At 40.4% G+C, this 17,434-nt stretch carries 11 protein-coding genes; 1 reads left to right on the forward strand and 10 read right to left on the reverse strand.

Going from position 1 to position 17,434, the window contains the following annotated elements:
• Positions 1-181: 181 nt before the first annotated feature.
• Positions 182-676, forward strand: a complete 495-nt coding sequence (locus VB713_RS17325) for a DUF427 domain-containing protein (protein ID WP_323312761.1) — start codon at positions 182-184, stop codon at positions 674-676.
• An 11-nt stretch (positions 677-687) separates the two neighbouring features.
• Here the strand turns inward: VB713_RS17325 and VB713_RS17330 are convergent, their stop codons facing one another.
• The 10 genes from VB713_RS17330 to VB713_RS17375 form a co-directional block, all read right to left on the reverse strand.
• Positions 688-2,229, reverse strand: coding sequence for a glycine betaine ABC transporter substrate-binding protein (locus tag VB713_RS17330; RefSeq protein WP_323312762.1), 1,542 nt, complete (start codon positions 2,227-2,229; stop codon positions 688-690).
• A 15-nt stretch (positions 2,230-2,244) separates the two neighbouring features.
• Positions 2,245-3,003 (reverse strand): ATP-binding cassette domain-containing protein, encoded by a 759-nt coding sequence (locus tag VB713_RS17335; protein WP_323312763.1) that lies wholly within the window; start codon positions 3,001-3,003, stop codon positions 2,245-2,247.
• Positions 3,004-3,063: 60 nt separating this feature from the next.
• A complete protein-coding gene (locus VB713_RS17340; RefSeq protein WP_323312828.1) occupies positions 3,064-3,465 on the reverse strand; it encodes a DUF423 domain-containing protein in 402 nt (133 codons plus the stop codon).
• 30 nt (positions 3,466-3,495) lie between these two features.
• Complete coding sequence (locus VB713_RS17345) at positions 3,496-4,008, reverse strand: hypothetical protein (protein ID WP_323312764.1); 513 nt, start codon at positions 4,006-4,008, stop codon at positions 3,496-3,498.
• Between the two features lie 239 nt (positions 4,009-4,247).
• A complete protein-coding gene (locus VB713_RS17350; RefSeq protein ID WP_323312765.1) occupies positions 4,248-6,365 on the reverse strand; it encodes a prolyl oligopeptidase family serine peptidase in 2,118 nt (705 codons plus the stop codon).
• A gap of 154 nt (positions 6,366-6,519) precedes the next feature.
• Positions 6,520-11,478 (reverse strand): response regulator, encoded by a 4,959-nt coding sequence (locus VB713_RS17355; RefSeq protein ID WP_323312766.1) that lies wholly within the window; start codon positions 11,476-11,478, stop codon positions 6,520-6,522.
• 136 nt (positions 11,479-11,614) lie between these two features.
• Entirely contained in the window at positions 11,615-14,728 is a 3,114-nt protein-coding gene (locus VB713_RS17360; protein ID WP_323312767.1) for a methyl-accepting chemotaxis protein, read from the reverse strand.
• 16 nt (positions 14,729-14,744) lie between these two features.
• Positions 14,745-15,272: a chemotaxis protein CheW gene (locus tag VB713_RS17365; protein WP_323312768.1), complete on the reverse strand. Its 528-nt coding sequence runs from the start codon at positions 15,270-15,272 to the stop codon at positions 14,745-14,747.
• Between the two features lie 32 nt (positions 15,273-15,304).
• Positions 15,305-15,670: a response regulator transcription factor gene (locus VB713_RS17370; RefSeq protein WP_015212647.1), complete on the reverse strand. Its 366-nt coding sequence runs from the start codon at positions 15,668-15,670 to the stop codon at positions 15,305-15,307.
• Between the two features lie 199 nt (positions 15,671-15,869).
• Positions 15,870-17,075, reverse strand: coding sequence for a response regulator (locus VB713_RS17375; protein ID WP_323312769.1), 1,206 nt, complete (start codon positions 17,073-17,075; stop codon positions 15,870-15,872).
• Positions 17,076-17,434: the final 359 nt, after the last annotated feature.

Consider the following 17,434-nt stretch of genomic DNA (forward strand, 5'->3'; position numbering starts at 1 on the left):
GCCTCAACCCAACCTACCATATAATGACTTTTAAGCCTTAACCGAGCAGTATTGGACTCTGACTCTATTTCCCTCCTTTTTAAAAGGGATTCGGGGAGATTCAGCAAGTGTTTAAAATCATTCAGCTAAAACTTTTTAAACACCCTCTTAATTATCACTTAAAAAAAGGAAATTACTAATAATGAAACCAAATCCTATTCCCCCACAACCAGGTCAAGAATCAGTTTGGGATTATCCCCGTCCAGCAATTTTAGAAGACACTGATAAACATCTCAAGGTTATTTTTAATGGAATTATTTTAGGAGAAACCCAGAAAGCTAAAAGAGTGTTAGAAACTAGTCATCCACCAGTGTATTACATCCCTGCTGAAGACATTAAACTAGAACATTTGATAGAAACACCTAAAAAAACTTGGTGTGAATGGAAAGGCTGGTGTCAATATTACAATATATCTGTGGGTGATAAAAATATCAATTATGCTGCTTGGAAATATATTGAACCAACTCCTGATTTTGTAGGGATTCAAGAATACTATAGTTTTTATGCAAATTTAATGGATGCTTGCTATGTAAACGATGAACTAGTGAAGCCTCAACCGGGTGATTTTTACGGTGGATGGATTACTTCTGATATTGTTGGACCTTTTAAGGGTGAAGCAGGGACAAAATGGTGGTAAATTACGAATGATTAGGGTTTGCTGCTTTGGGAAGATTTAGACTTGAGGAACTCATTCACAACTTGTTCAACAGGACGAGATTTATTATCTACTTGATAATTCATCTTTTGCATTTCTTCAGTTGAAACTAAACCTGCTAATTGATTAATTGATGTTCGTAACTTTGGATATTTTTCCAATGTTGCTTGATTAAAAATAGGAACAGCTTGATAGGGAGGGAAATAACTTTTATCATCTTCTAAAATAACTAAGTTGAGAACCGGAATCAAGCCATCTGTAGAATTGGCTGCGATCAAATCTACTTTCTTTTCTTTTAAAGCTTGATACATCAATCCTAATTCCATTTGTTTTATGTTCGCAAACTGTAAGCCATAGGTTTTAGATAAACCTGGATAGCCATCTTCTCGTTCTAGAAATTCATAGCCAAAACCTGCTTGTAATTGAGGAGTATATTTAGCTGCTTCAGAAAGAGTTTTGATGTTAAAACGTTTAGCATCTTCTCCTCGCATAATCATTGCAAAGGTGTTATTAAATCCTAAAGGCTGCATAACTTCTAATTTAAATTTCTGGTCGTATTCTTGTTTTACTTTTTCATATACGACTTGAGAATTACTAATAGGTTTTTGTTTCAATACGGCTGTTAAGGATGTTCCTGTATATTCCACATAGCCAGAAATTTGTCCTGTTTTTACAGCTTCGTGACAGATAAAAGTCCCTCCTAAATTGAAGCGGCGATCAACTTTTAATTTTGTGTGAGATTCTATTTGTTGAGCTAGTAATTCTCCTAAGATAAATTGTTCAGTAAAATTTTTTGAACCGATAATAATTGTTGGTGGTGTTTGTTGATAATTAAAGGCTATTAATCCTGCTGTTAGTAAGGTTAATATACCCACGGCAACGGTAAATTTGCGATGAATTTTAAACTTTTTATCTCTTTGTTCTGTTATTTTTTTCTCTACCCATCCTAAGGATAAATCTGCTCCTAAAGCGATGAAAGCGGCGGGTATTGCTCCTGCTAAAATTAATTGATTATTAACTGTAGAAATACCTCGAAAAATAAATACTCCCAATCCTCCACCACCGATCGCTGCGGCAATGGTGGCAATTCCTACAGAGATTACCGTTGCTACTCTGACTCCTGCCAAAATCACGCCTGATGCGAGGGGAATTTCTACCTGAAACAGCAATTGCCAATCTGTCATTCCCATACCTTTGCCGGCTTCTCGAATGGCTGGATCGACGTTATTAATGCCTATGTAAGTATTACGAATCAGGGGAAGTAAAGCGTAGAGAGTCAAGGCGACAATAGCAGGAATTTTGCCAATTCCTCCTAGAAATGGCACAGAAATGAGGAAACCAAAGATGGCTAAACTGGGAATGGTTTGGAGGGCGTTAGCGACACCGAGAATGGGTTGGGCGAGTTTCGGCTGGCGAGTGATGAAAATGCCTAACGGGATGCCGATGGATATGGCCACCAGCATTGCGATCGCAACTAAGACTAAATGTTCCCCGGTACGCAGGAGGATTTCTGGGGCGTATTGGATTAAAAACAAGGTTAAATCCTTCAATTAAGCACTTTTTTCCCAAGCATTTAAACAAGCAATAAAAGCCTTGGCCTCTGGATGTTGAGATTGGAGAAATTCTGTTCTTGTACCCAGGAAAACTAAATTCCCCTCATACATTAACCCAATTCGAGTACCGAGGAAGAATGCTTCTTGAATGTCGTGGGTAACAAATATCACGGTTTTCCCCAGTTGCTTTTGCAAGTGGTGAAACTGTTGTTGTAATTCTAGACGAGTGATGGGGTCAAGTGCGCCAAAAGGCTCATCCATCAATAATACAGGCGGGTCGGCAGCTAAAGCCCTGGCCACACCCACTCGCTGACGCTGACCTCCTGATAGCTGATGGGGATAGCGCTGGGCGAATGTTTCTGGGTCTAAACCCACCAAGTTTAACATTTCATAGACTCGCGTCTCAATTCGGCGTTGTGTCCATTTTTCTAAAGAAGGAACGAGGGCGATGTTTTCTCTGACGCTAAAGTGGGGAAATAAACCAATGTCTTGAATCACATAACCGATACGCCGTCGCAGTTTAATCCCATCCCATTCAGTTGTCGGGCGATTGTTGACAAAAACCTGTCCTTGGGTAGGAATCAGCAAATGATTGATTAATTTTAAGGTGGTTGTTTTACCGCTACCACTGCGTCCGAGTAAGACAAGGGCTTCCCCTTGGTAAATGGTAAGATTTAAGTGGGATAATAGAAAACGGCGATTAATCTTAAAACTGGCATCCCGAAACTCAACGGCGATTTCTGATGTTGGAGACATTTAACTTTTATATAATTTGGGTGCGCCATTTTTGACGCACTCTCAAATATTACCTATTTATTAAAACTTGATAGTTGCAGCAGTAATAGCTAAAGCCAGCCATCCAGCCATCAATGATATGCCTCCTAAAGGTGCGATAGCTGCGCTCGCCGAAGGCATCGCTCCCAAGGATTTGATACCTGTTAAGCTGATGGCATACAAGCTACCTGAAAAAATAACTACACCTGCTATAAATAACCAACCACTGGCTACCAAGGTTAATGGTGGAGAAGGGGTACGACTCATGAGCATGGCGACAAACAATAGTGCTAGAGCGTGGTACATTTGATAGCGAGCGCCAGTATCGAAGATTTCTAAAGCGCGATCGCTGATTTTTTCCCGCAAAGCATGAGCCCCAAAAGCACCACCAGCAACAGACAAACCGCCAAAAATAGCAGCTACAGTCAAAAAAATCTGCGTTATCATACTTAGGCGTAAATTGGTGTTGGTACTTTACACATCAAAATGATATGATACGCCTCCTTCTTCGTTGACCTGAAAATTTGCATTGAATTCTTTAGCTTTTGCATCTAAATATTCTTTAGCTTCGGTTGCTGGTAATTGCGACTGCATTGCAAAGCCCAAGAGAGTTACACGCCCTTGATTTTCTTGTAGCATTTGATAAAATTGCGATAATTTCGCTTGCTCTTGCGATCGCAAATGTTCATTCATCTGTTGATTAATTGCCTTTTTATTTTGTTTGCTTTGCTTGTACAATCCCAAAGCTAACCATCCTCCCAATACTGCGGTAGGAATGCCAAACATTATACCTTGCGTAGCTGTATTATCAAGCTGGTTAAGAGCTTCGTGATTAACAAAATCTTTCACCAAACCTTTATCATCTATACCTGGCAAAATTGGCTTGAGTGTAGTATTTTTTGTAATTACTGCCGAGACGGATATCGTTAAAAACATGAATCCGAGTGTGAGCAGCCAACCAGCAGCCAATTTTTCAGCCGTCTTCATAGTTTTACTTCAGAGTTAGACCTTGTTTGCGATTTTAACCTCACTAGCGTCCAGCTTCCAGTCATATTTCTATAAATCCGTGAAAAGTCCCATTAATAGACTCTGGTAAAAAAAATTGTAGAGACGAAAATCCCTACTTCAGGCTTTTGCAATAGCATATTAGTGCGGTGCGTCAGATAGAGACAATCTGTTAGATGCTCAATTATCGGGTCTGACGCACCCTACAAGAGATAAAATCCCTAAAAGCTGGACAAAACCCTCACTAAAAATGCCCACTTATCAGCCACTTCCTCAATAATCTTCGCTGTTGGTTTACCCGCACCATGTCCCGCTTTTGTCTCAATTCTAATTAAAACAGGTGCATCACCACCATGAGCCTCTTGCAAAGCCGCAGCAAATTTAAAACTATGAGCAGGTACTACCCTATCATCATGATCTGCGGTAGTAATCAAAGTCGCAGGGTAAGCAGTCCCCGGCTGTAAATTATGCAACGGTGAATAAGCATGGAGAGTTTTAAATTCTTCCGAGTTTTCTGAAGAACCATATTCTGCTACCCAAGCCCAGCCGATGGTAAATTTATGAAAGCGCAACATATCCATGACACCCACTGCGGGTAAAGCTGCACCAAATAAATCAGGGCGCTGTGTCATACAAGCACCCACCAACAAACCACCATTACTACCACCACCAATAGCTAATTTTTGAGGTTGGGTGTAATTATTAGCAATTAACCATTCAGCCGCAGCAATAAAATCATCAAAGACATTTTGCTTTTTCTCCTTCATTCCCGCTTGATGCCATTCTTCCCCATATTCACCACCACCACGCAAATTAGGCACAGCATACACTCCCCCCATTTCGAGCCATACTAACAAACCAACGGAAAAGCTTGGGGTTAATGAAATGTTAAAACCCCCATATCCATAGAGATAAGTGGGATTATTGCCATCTAATTTAATACCTTTTTTATGAGTAACAAACATTGGTAATCTTGTACCGTCTTTACTTTGATAAAAGACTTGTTCTGTCTCATACTCATCAGCATTAAAATCTACCTTTGGCTGGCGAAAAACTTCACTTTTACCAGTTTTTATGTCGTAGCGGTAGATAGTTCCTGGTGTAGTAAAACTGGTGAAACTATAAAAAGTTTCTGTATCATGACGCTTACCACCAAATCCTCCTACTGAACCCAGTCCAGGTAATTCTACTTCCCTGATAAATTTACCAGTCAGGTCAAATATTTTAATTTGGCTATGAGCATCTTGGAGATAATCAGCAACAAATTGATGATTAAGAATGCCTACACTTTCTAATGTTTCTGCTGTTTGGGGAATAATTTCTTGCCAATTTGCTGATGAGGGATTTTTAATATCAATGGCAATAACTTTGCCTCGTGGTGCATTTAAGTTTGTGCGAAAATAAAACACCTGTTCATTGTTATCAATAAAACTGTAATCAGCCTCAAATTGGTTAATTAATTCGACAACTTCAGAATTAGGGTTAGTTAAATCTTTGTAAAAAACCAAGTTTCTAGAATCAGTTCCTAGCCAAATGGAAATAATTAGATATTTACCATCTTCTGTAACTTCACCACCAAAACCCCATTCTTTCTCATCAGGACGATGATAAATTAAGATATCTTCTGACTGAGGTGTCCCAAGTTGATGGTAATAAAGTTTTTGGTAATAATTAACATCTGTCTTAGAAAATTGCTCCTCTTGCGGAGAAACCAAGACTACGTTTTCTGCTGCTAAGTTGGTTTTTTTATTTGGTTCATCATAACGACTGTAAAAAAAACCTTGATGATCATGAGTCCAAGATGCACCAGAAAATTTAATCCATTGTAAATGATCTTGTAAATCTTCACCTGTTTCTATATCACGGACTTTCCATTCTTGCCAATCTGAACCAGAATTAGATAAACCATAGGCTAAAAGTTTACCATTTTCACTAATTTCAATTCCAGAAAGAGCAATTGTGCCATCTTCTGAAAGTTGGTTAGGGTCTAGTAAAACTCTAGGTTCTGCATCCAAGTTAGGCAGAGTGTAGAGAATACTTTGATTTTGCAGTCCATTATTTTTGAAATAAAAATAAGTTTCACCTTCTTTAAAGGGAATACCATATTTTTCATAATCCCAAAGTTTGGTGAGACGTTGTTTAATTTGTTCCCTCCCAGAAATTTCGTTCAAGTACCCAAAGGTCACTTGATTTTGTGCTTCAATCCAAGCTCTGGTTTCCTCAGAATCTGGATCTTCTAAAGCCCGGTAAGGATCGGCAACCGACGTACCGTGATAATTATCAACTTGATTGCTTTTGCTAGTGTTGGGATAGGTGAGGAATTTTGGAGAATTAGACATAGTTATAGAAATGATTGCTGTGCATTCTCTATTCTCTCCATATCCCCAGTTTTAGGCTACTACCCACGAATAGAAATTGGAGATAGGGCGCAGATGAGAAAAGTTTTTCCCCTTACTCCCTGCACCCTGCTCCCTTTCCTCTTCTCAGTCTCCACTAAGCTGTAACGAGTTTTTCTCCTTTCAACATCCGTGAAGCTGCTTCCAGTAGTGCTTCTTCGAGATAAGGCTTAGTAAAGTAACCACTAGCACCTAGTTGAACTGCCATTTGTCTGTGTTTGTCTGCACCTCGTGAGGTGAGCATGGCTATGGGTAGGTGGTTAAGAGTATTATCTTTTTGAATGCGTGAGAGTAATTCCAGTCCATCACAACGGGGCATTTCGATGTCACAGAAGACGATATCGCAAGGTAAACCGGAACGAAGTTTATCCCAAGCCTCTTGACCGTCACGGGCTTGCTCAACACGATAACCTGCTTTGTTGAAGGTGAGTGAGAGCAATTCTCGGACTGTAATTGAGTCATCGACAATCAACACTGTCGGCTCAATCTTCACATCTGGAACTTCAGGGATGGGAGAATTTGTTTTGCGTTGCCAAGAACCGCCACCAATTTGTTTGGACATCTTACCTTGGAAGATGTCTATGATTTCTAAAACGTCGGCAATGGGCATAATGCGACCATCACCAAGAACTGTTGCACCAGCCACACCGCTGGGTTTGGGTGCGGGGCCTTCAAATTGCTTAATTACAATTTCTTGTTCGCTCAATACTTGGTCAATTTGGAGAGCGACCATTGTATTTCCTGAGCGTAATACAACGACAGAAAGTAGATCATCTTCTCTTGTATTGCCATAGATGTTACCGCGACTAATCTGGCGATTGAAAGCGAGAATTTCGTGTAAAGGTCGGAATGGGAGGACTGTATCCCGCCAGAAAATGAATGATTGTCCATCAGAATCTTGCTGAATATCTGTTGCGGATATGTCTAGTGTGTCTTCTACTCCGTCCATTGGGAAGGCGATTCTTGACTTATCAGAGATACAGCAGAGGGCTTTGCAGATACTAAGGGTGAGTGGTAAGCGAATGGTGAAGGTAGTTCCTTTACCTATGATTGAATCAGTACCAACTGTGCCGCGAATTTCGCTAATATCAGTACGAACTACGTCCATGCCTACACCGCGTCCTTTGAGATCATCGATCTCATCAGCAGTACTAAAACTGGGTAGGAATAAAAGATCGTAGAGATCTAGACGAGACATATTTTGTGCTTCTTCTGGTGTAATGACACCTTTTTGAATCGCCTTGAATTTGACTTTTTCGTGATCGATACCGGCTCCGTCATCAGTTACAGAAATTACTGTTTGGTTTCCCTGGTGGAAAGCGGATAAAGTAATGATGCCCATTGCTGGCTTGCCAGTAGCTTTGCGAACCTCTGGAGTTTCGATGCCGTGAGCGATCGCATTATTGAGCATATGAGTCAGTGGATCGGTGAGATGATCCAAGATCATTTTGTCAATTAATGTATCTGCTCCTTCTGTGACTAAATCTACTTGTTTGCCACACTTAATGCCGTTCTCGCGCACTCCTCTCCGCAAGCGATCGATGGCCTGGGCAAAAGGTATCATTCTGGTTCTTGTCAGTCCCTCTTGTAGCTGGGTGGTGACTTGACGAAATTGCCGTGCGACTCGTTCGGTTTCTTCGGTGACGAAATCAATGTCACTGGCTGATTCTCGCACTCGCACAATAAACTCTATTGTTTCTTGGGACAATGTATGAAAGAGGGTAAAGTGATCCATTTCTAGTTCACTAAATCCTCGGTCTTGGGAATTGCTAGATGAGTTGCTGTTGTCTCTTGATGAACGATTCCGGCTGCTGAGGAGAGATGCTTCTAATAGCGATCGCTCATACAATTCCTGCATCCTCGCTCCTACATCCGAAAGATGCTGCACCTGAATTAGCAAGTTATCTAAGGATTGTCGTAGCCGTTCATGATCTTGCTCTAAGGTATTACGATTAACTACCAACTCCCCAACTAAGTTGCTCATTTCATCCAGTTGTTTAACTGGAATCTTCATGCTTTCTTCTCTGACTCGTCGAGTTGTGGGACGTGGTGTTTTGCTGGTATTAGATTTAACTACTCTGCCTTGGGCGCTCATTGTTTGATCCGCTTCAGCGAGTAATTTCTCCAAATCCTTAAATTCATCAGGCATTTCTGAAGATACAACCGGATTGTGAGCTTTTGCCACTACAGGTTGATAAACTTTTGGTGATGCTGTGGGTGTTTCTGCGATCGCAAAACTATTGGTTCCTAGCAATTCTTCTAAAGCTGCAAAATCTGCATCTGGGATGGCAGCACTGGAACTCGTTTCTAATTCTTCATCTTCTAGTAATGCGTCTAATTCGGCAAATTCATCTAGGACAGAGGCTTCATCTTCAATAGTATCTACTACTGTATTTTCTACCTCTAATTGTTCAGCATTTTCTTCTGGGATGTGATTATTTTCATCGGTTTCAGCCAAAGCTGGCAGTTCCATAGCAGATTCATCTGCTTCTAAATCCAATTCTAAGGAATTAGCATCTACAACTGCATCGTTCTCTTCTATTGATAAACTATCTACCCAATCAATATTTTCAAAATTGACAATTAACTCTTCTTGGTTGGTTACTGCTGGTAAAGCAGTTACAGGCACATCTATTTCTGTCAATTCCAGTGATAAATTCTGGTCGCTGTCGTCATTAAAACTAACCAGCGTATCCTCTAATTCAGAGGATTGTTGGGAAGATTGGTTAGTAAATTCTGGTGTGAAATTCAATGCTTCTGGCTCTTGAGGGAAGCTCTGTACTTCCGGCAATGAAGACATTCCACCATTATCAATTATGGAGAAACTGAATTGAGAATCTGCCAAATCAGCAAATAAATCATCAACTGAATCTGAGGTTAAGTTTAGATCATCTACCTCTTCTTCAGGAACAGCAAAATCAAAGTCTTGCAAGTAAAAACTGAGGTCTGTTTCCGATTCTTGATGATCACTTACGGATTCCTCAGATATTGCTGCAAATAAGCTTTCCTCTAATTCTCTAGCTACATCTTGCTCTACGACAGCGGCGATTTTTTGGTTTTGAATTACATCTGTCTGGTTCCAGAAGTTGTTGAAGTCGTCCTCTTCTGTGGCAACGTCTACGGCTGTTGTTTCTTCTGGTAAATCAAATATATCTCCAATTCCTAAATCATCTATTGGCTCTTGTGTATCTTCTGCGATTTCGTTGAACAGATTGTCCAAAGACAAGCTTTCTGGTGTTGGTTGATTCAGTTCTAAGCTTGGGATATCAAAGGCCATTTCCTCTAGGGAATTAGCATTTGCAGTTGGTAATAAGTTATCAACACTGTTGGCTAAGTCTAAATTGGGATTAATTTCAATTTCTGCTAGAGATTCTGGTTCTGTAGACAGTGATTTATTTTCTTCTTCTAATGTTAATGCCAACAAATTTTCTAATATTTCATGAGTATTAATATTTGTTGACTCAATTTCTCCAGAATTAACCGTCAATTCTACATTGATAATCTCAGTTGGAGGTAATTCCAAATTTAGATTATCCAGGGAATTTTCACTAGTTTCTCGAACCTGAGCAGTTGTTGTTTGCTGTTGTGGTGCTAAATTTTCTGGTTCTAAGAAGTTTTCGCCAAATAATGGGGTCAGGTCTTCTGAAGTATGACTGGGGCTTTGTTGCTGATCACTAATTGTATTGGTATCCAGTTGCTGATCATTAATTGTATTGGCATCCAATGATAGGAAGTAATCTAAATCAAGATCATCTTCTTCATCTTCAATTTCACCATTACTAATTCCTAGTTGATTGATGGTGGTATCTAGCATTTCTCCTTTTTGCCAGGTTTCCTCCAGTTCGGGAGTCTCACCTTCAAACAAGTCCGCTAGGGTATTTAACTCAGAAATACCTACCTCTGGTCCAGTGAGGTCAATAATATGATTTAGGTTGAGTATAGAGTCTTGATAACTGAATAAAGAATCGGCAGAAACAGTAGTTGCATCCGTTTTGGTTGCTGCTATTTCTGGTAAGTTATCAAAGGGATTGTCGCTGGTATCTACTGCTAAATTTAGTTCTTCTGTTGTTGCAAATATAATCGTGCTATTCTCTTCTAGCAACAAATTATCTGTATGTAGTTCCAGTGTTTCTTGAAATTCTGTTCCCGTCTCTGACTGGTCATCAGCCCAATCAAGTTGTAGTTCTAATAGCTCTAGTTCTGGAAGTAGTTCAAGTGCTTCTAGCTGTGAACTAATAGTTATTTCGGCTTCTCTACCTTGAATAACTAATTCCTGAGCTTGTTTGATTTCGGTAATAATGATTTTGGCTAAAGTGAGATAAGAATTGTCGGGATTGGCGATCGCATTACCGGCTGCTTGACACAAACTGCACCAGTTGAGCAAATTTAATCTCTCACCAAGCTTGACTAATTTGTCACACCATTTCTGTAGATCTTCCCTTGATGAGGGTACGGTGCTTTGCTTAAACAGTTGCAACATATCCCGCAAGGCTTGTAGTACTTGAGTTTGGAACTCTGATACATCGTTGGGTTTGCTGCCTACTAGCGGTTTTTGTGGTTGCTCTTGAGGTTTATAATCCTGTTTTGGCTGCGTTATCGGTGCAGCTTCAGTAAATAGGCTGGCACTATCTTCTGATTGTAAAAGTTGTGCTAGATGCTCATTAAGTCCAGCAAATATGGGTTCACTTTCTAACATCAAAGTATGCGCCGTTTCCTCTGAAAGGCCAAACGGACTACCCAGATGATCTAACAATGCTTTCAAAGTATCAGAGACACCTAGAAACAGAGACTCTAACTTTTGGTCAACTGCGACTGGATGCTCTTTGAGAATTTTGAAACAATCTTCCAAACGGTGAGATGTTTGCTGGATACTATTAAAGCCCAGCATAGCCGCACCTCCTTTGATGGAGTGAGCGGCTCGGAAGACTTCGTTGATCATTTCTGGGTCGTTGAGGGTATCTTGTAGCTTCAGTAACCCCTGTTCGATAGTATTCAGGTGTTCTCTGGCTTCTTCGATAAAGTAACCCAAAATCCGCTGTTGTTGTTCCGGCTGCATAAACGATGAAGAATAAAGGATTAATGATTAAGGCTGTAGATCCCCCGATGACAGCTTCCCGTACTCAACATGAGAATCTTCAAGGTAGAATCGGTGATTGAAGCATGAACTATGATCATGCTTCATCTTGCATCTTTTACCTGGATTCAATGGTTTCCACTCGGAAGCGTTCCACGGAAGCGATCAAGTCACGAGATACCCCTACTAAGTGTTGTAAGGCTCCTGAAACTCGCTGTGCTTCTTGGGAGGTTTCTTGGGCTGTGAGTTCCACTGATTGCATTACTTGAGCTACAGCGCGAGAGGTTTCTGTCTGCTCTACGGTGTCACTGGTAATTGAGCGCACCAGCCGGTCAATATGATCGGCTACTTGAATGATGTTTTCTAGCGATCGCTTGGCTTCTTCTGCTAGTCTTGTACCTTGTATTACTTGTTGTGTACCTTCTTCCATCGCTGTCATTACAGAACTGGTTTCGCTCTGGATTTGCATCACGATTTGTTCAATTTCTTTGAGAGATTTGGCGGATTTGTCTGCTAACTGACGAACTTCATCGGCGACAATTGCAAACCCCCGTCCAGCTTCTCCTGCTCTTGCTGCTTCAATACTGGCATTTAGTGCCAATAAGTTGGTACGAGAAGCAATCTGGGAAACCAAGGCGACAATAGAGTTGATTTCTTGGGATGATTCTGCCAATCGTTTAACTTTGCGGGTAGTTTCCGCCACTGTTTCCCGAATTTCCAAAATCCCCGCCACTGTATTTTCTACTGCTTCACCTCCTTTGAGTGCGATCGTACTGGCATCACGAGCTACTGTCTCTGCCTCTTTTGCAGCCACCGCTACCCGTTGGATAGATTCAGTCATCACTTGCACGGAATTTAGAGTCACAGCTAACTCTTCTGCTTGACGCAAGGCATCACCAGATAAGGCTCTAGCAAAGGTTTCTGAATTGGTTGAGCCTTTAGTAACTTCTCGTGCAGCCACTTTCACCTGTTGCACAATATCCCGCAGGTTTTGAATTGTCAGGTTAAAGGCATCAGCTACAGCTCCCAATACATCGGCTGTCACCTCAGCTTGAACTGTCAAATCTCCCCTGGCTGCTCCTTCTACGTCGTCCAAGAGACGAATTACCTGGCGTTGCAGATTTTCTTTCGCTTCCTCTTGCTCAACCGCTTTCCGTTGCGCTTCATTAGTAGTCGTGAAAATTACCCGCGACATATCATTGAAGCTAGTGGCTAAGTATCCTAATTCATCTTCGGAATAAACTGTAGCTTGAACATTCAAATTCCCTTCCCGGACAGCATCAAACTGTGTTTGCAGGTCTTTGGTAGTGCGCCGAATTTGCTTGAGTGTGAGATTCCCCATGAAGCCTGCTGTTGCTCCCCCAGCAATTCCCGCCGCTACAGCCATTGCCCAACCTGTATTCCGCACTGAAACCCGGTGTTCAGCCGGAGACATTTGCATAGCTCCAAAGTTAATTACAGCAGCTACCATTGCTGAGGTGAAACCCACTGTGCCAGCAATCCACAATTGCTTTGTTTCTAGAGAAGCATTCTCAAAAAACGCAAACAAGCCTTGCTCAACACTGACATTAGGTTCTAGTTTTGAAGCATCTGTTTCAGTAAATACAGGGACTGCTTCTTGGGCCCCAGTAATCGTGAACAGTTCCTCATCACGGTCAACACTGTTATCGGTTTCTTCATTAAAACTATGGCTATTCGTACCACTGAAACTATGGCTATTTGTACCACTGAAACTATGGCTATTTGTACCTCTGATTCCCTGTGATTGAGATAATGAATCCACATCGCTGTAGTTAGAATCTCCACTCAAATCAAAGCTAGGAATATTGCCTAAATCATCAAAATCGTCAAAATCGTCTAAAAACTGGATATTATTTTTAGAATTTTCTCCCCGTGAAATACTCGAAACACTATGGATATCTTCATCATCAGGAAAGCCTTCTGATCCAAAGGCAGACTCAAAAGCCTCTAAATCGAAATTATCATCACCAAATTTATTTTGTTCTTGGTTGGTATTGAAGTTTGACTCTGATACAGTTTCTATTTCCTCTGGGATTTGAGCTAACGAATTATCTAAACTACTCAAATATGTATGTTCACCGCTGTCTCTGAAATCAGTTTTGATTAAATCGTTAGGGATTTCTTCTTCATCAGGAATGCTGGCGTTGATCTCCTCCAGACTATGGTTAGCAAAGTCAAAATTCCCCGTACTTATATCTTCAAAGTCTGATGAATCTTGTTCCATCAATAATTCTGGTGTGGGTTCCCAATTATTGACGGCGTTGATCTCCTCCGGACTATGGTTAGCAAATTCAAAATTCCCCATACTTGTATTTTCAAAGTCTGGTGAATCTTGTTCCATCAATAATTCAGGCGTAGGTTCCCAATTATTGATTTCTCCAAAAGGTGAATTAGTCTGATCGTCTTTAATTCCTGAAAATTCCTGAATAGTATCGACTTCAATATCAGCAAAAGGATTATTCTCTCCTGAATTTTCTATATTTCCTGTGGAAATATCTTCTTGCCAAAAAGGAGGTAATTCTAAAGCTCCTGATGCTTCACCACTATCAATACTCGCTTGTGGATCTAAAGTCAGAGGTAGCTCGAAAGCTCCTAATTCTCCATTATCACTAATGCCATTTGCCTCTGCACCTTTTAATGGTTGATCTAAAACGAAAGGATCATCACCAAAGGCTATACCATTATTTGGTATTTGGTCAAATTCTAGATCGTCTAAATGACTATCAAAGGCATTACTCTGGGATATATCTTGGATGGCATTGTCAGATGGTTGATATTCAGCAAAAGATTGCAGATCAAAGCTGGTGTCATCGAAGTCTCCAGCCATTCCTAAATCTAATAATTCCGCCTCATTATCTACCAGACCATTAGACATTTCTCTGGAATTTATTGACTCATTAGACTCTATTAATGATTCTTCTCCACCAAATGACTGTAAGTATTGATTGATGTTCTCAAGGTAACTAATGGCAGAACCAAGAATTTCTTCATCATCTGTTAAATGAGATACCTTTTCGTATTCAGTTTTTGCTATCTCAAATTGCTGCAAAACATAATAGATGTGGCCTCTTAACAGATGAGAGTTGGGGTCATCTGGTAAATTTTGCACCACCTGGTCTACTAAAGTAGCTGCAACTTCATAGTCTCCTTCTGTATAAGCTTTTACGGCTTGCTGATATTTTGAATTGTGATCATCTATATTTACTACCATTTCCTCCCTCCCGACTTCATCCTGCCCACCGCGCACTTCGCAAAATAGCTGTTTGATCTATTAGTCGTAGATACTTATTAGTTTTAGTATCTAACCATTCTCCACGCAAAAATGGAGCCATAGTATCTGGTACGTTATTTGATGGCATCAGATACTGTACATCAAGCCAGCCCATTCCACAGATTTGCTCTACTCCTAAACCTACTATTATGTCTTGATCTTCAATAGCAATTACTGGTATTTCAGACCTATCCGTGTTTAATGCAGTTCCCTCCCCCAAAAATTGTCCTAAATCTGCCACCCAAATTAATCTTCCTCGCAAGTTTAGAGTACCCAACAGCAAGGGAGAAGCATTAGGAATCGGAGTGATCCGATCTGGGCTGAGTTCGATTACTTCCCGGATGCCAGTGGCTTGCAATGCAAATTCCTGATATGAGGGAAGGTAAAATCTTAAATGTAACTCGCCTTCGGGACTTTCTAGTTGTAATTCCGGGCGGAATTGATCTTGACCACTACCACTTAAAAAGTCTGGTTTGCTGACCATATTTTTTTATCTGTGTTTATTTTTATTGACTCTTATCCTCGCAGCAGTTGTTTGACTGTTCCTACCAATTCGGTTGGTTGAAATGGTTTGGCTATGTAAGCGTCGGCTCCTTGTTTCATTCCCCAGTAGCGATCAAATTCTTCACCTTTGGAAGAACACATGACTACAGGTACATTTTGGGTTTTAGGATCAGACTTTAACCGCCGACATAGTTCATAACCATTCATGCGGGGCATGACAATATCCAAAACTACTAAATCTGGAGGTTTGCTTTGAATTGCTTCTAAAGCTTCAACTCCGTCACAAGCATGGGCAACCGTTAAACCACTGGCTTTCAGGAGGTCTGTAATCATCTCCCTTTGAGCAATACTGTCTTCAACAATCAGAACTGTACTCATAAATACCTATCTACCTCCTGATTTATACTTTGTGTTTCTAGAATGAATATTCATTGGTTTTCTAACAAATATTAACTGTATAAATTAATTCTAGTATTGTAATAATTTACTGATTCTAGACATCTTACTGGAGTTAGCTGATTCTGTGATAACATTTTTTACCCTATGTTTGAGCAAATCCACAAGTCTTGTATTCCGTTTATATTCCCACACCAGAATCTATGTGGATATATTTTTCGACCAGCATCAGTAATTCTGTATCAGCAAATGGTTTTGTTAAATAATCTGTAGCCCCAACCATCCTAGCTCTGACGCGATCAATAAATCCTTCTTTTCCGGTCAACATGATAATTGGGATCAACCGAAATGCGGTGGAATGTCGCAGCATGGCACAAATTTCGTAACCGTCTAATTCCGGCATGGCAATGTCGCATAAAATTAAATCTGGCTTGAGTTGAAAAACGAGGCTGAGGGCTTCTAAGGGTTTGGTGATGCAGATTGCTTCATAGCCCTGTGGGTTTAAGATTGACTCTACAGTTTGGCAGATGGCGATCGCATCTTCAATACATACTATCCGTCCTTTGTTCTTATCTGGTTGCTCCCAGTTTGGTATTTGATCGCTAGGGCTATCAGTCACAGAATATACTAATTGTAGCCACCCCTGTTGTACGTAAGGATATATGACTTTGGCAACGGTTAAAATGTCACGATTCAGATAACGAGCTAATTGCCGTAGGGATGTTTTACCATCTGCCCAATGTTGTAACTTATTCACTGTTGATGCTGGTAATGAGTGGCGAAATCTATCTATATCAGCCAGTACTGGCAATTGTTCTGGTGATTGAATATGGGGATATAATTGTTTCCACTCCTGTACTTGTTTAGTGATTTTTGTTGTCAGTGTAGCTATCTCCAAGCTAGTTAATTGCGGAACAAGTGCTGTACCTAAATCAAAAATAAAACTACCTTGATGTAAACTCAACAGATCAAAGAGTGTCTCATGTACTAAGCCATGAATGATATTGCGAGCTATTTTTGGGGTAATAATATTCTGCTCTAGAAGCGCCCAAATGTAAGCATACTCTGGGGAATTTGTAGATTCTAAAGTGGCAAGTTGCGTTTTATTAAGTCGCTGCTCAACTCGATAATGACGCAAGTAATCGTCAATCCGAGATAAACTACTTTCACCAGCTTGACAATAGACTATTTGACCGTTGAGGAAAAATACAAACCAAGACTGTGGTTTGCTATCTCCCGAAGAACGATACTTGAGAGTGTCTTCTCCACTCAGTTTGTGAGTTGGGTAAGAATGATGCGCTTCTACCCACAACTGCCCAGTTCTTTGTCCTAAGGAAATCAGTTGTAGGATACTGTAAATATCAATCTCGTTTAAATTTCCCTGCATTTAGCTAAAAAACCCTCCGTGGCATTCTAGAGAGATTACTATATCAATTGTTACTTTCAGTTTTTTCATGTTGCAACTAAGGTTAAGATGACCTAGACAAACAGTCTCAGAAACCAGACATGATCCTTTTGTGATCAATAACTGACAAACTTAGTGTTCACACGGTAGTTATAATTACTATCATGGGTACAGGATATAAAAGATGCGACATTGCCGCGTCTACCAAATATCAAGATATATCAAGATGTGAGATATCACTTCCATAAATATTTTTGTTTATCTTGTGCTGTTAAACTGAGGTTAAACAAGACAAGTTAACAAAATAATCTAAGATATATCCCAAAACACAGACGTAAAGT

The sequence above is a fragment of the Anabaena cylindrica UHCC 0172 genome (assembly GCF_034931625.1).
Taxonomy (GTDB): domain Bacteria; phylum Cyanobacteriota; class Cyanobacteriia; order Cyanobacteriales; family Nostocaceae; genus Anabaena; species Anabaena cylindrica_A.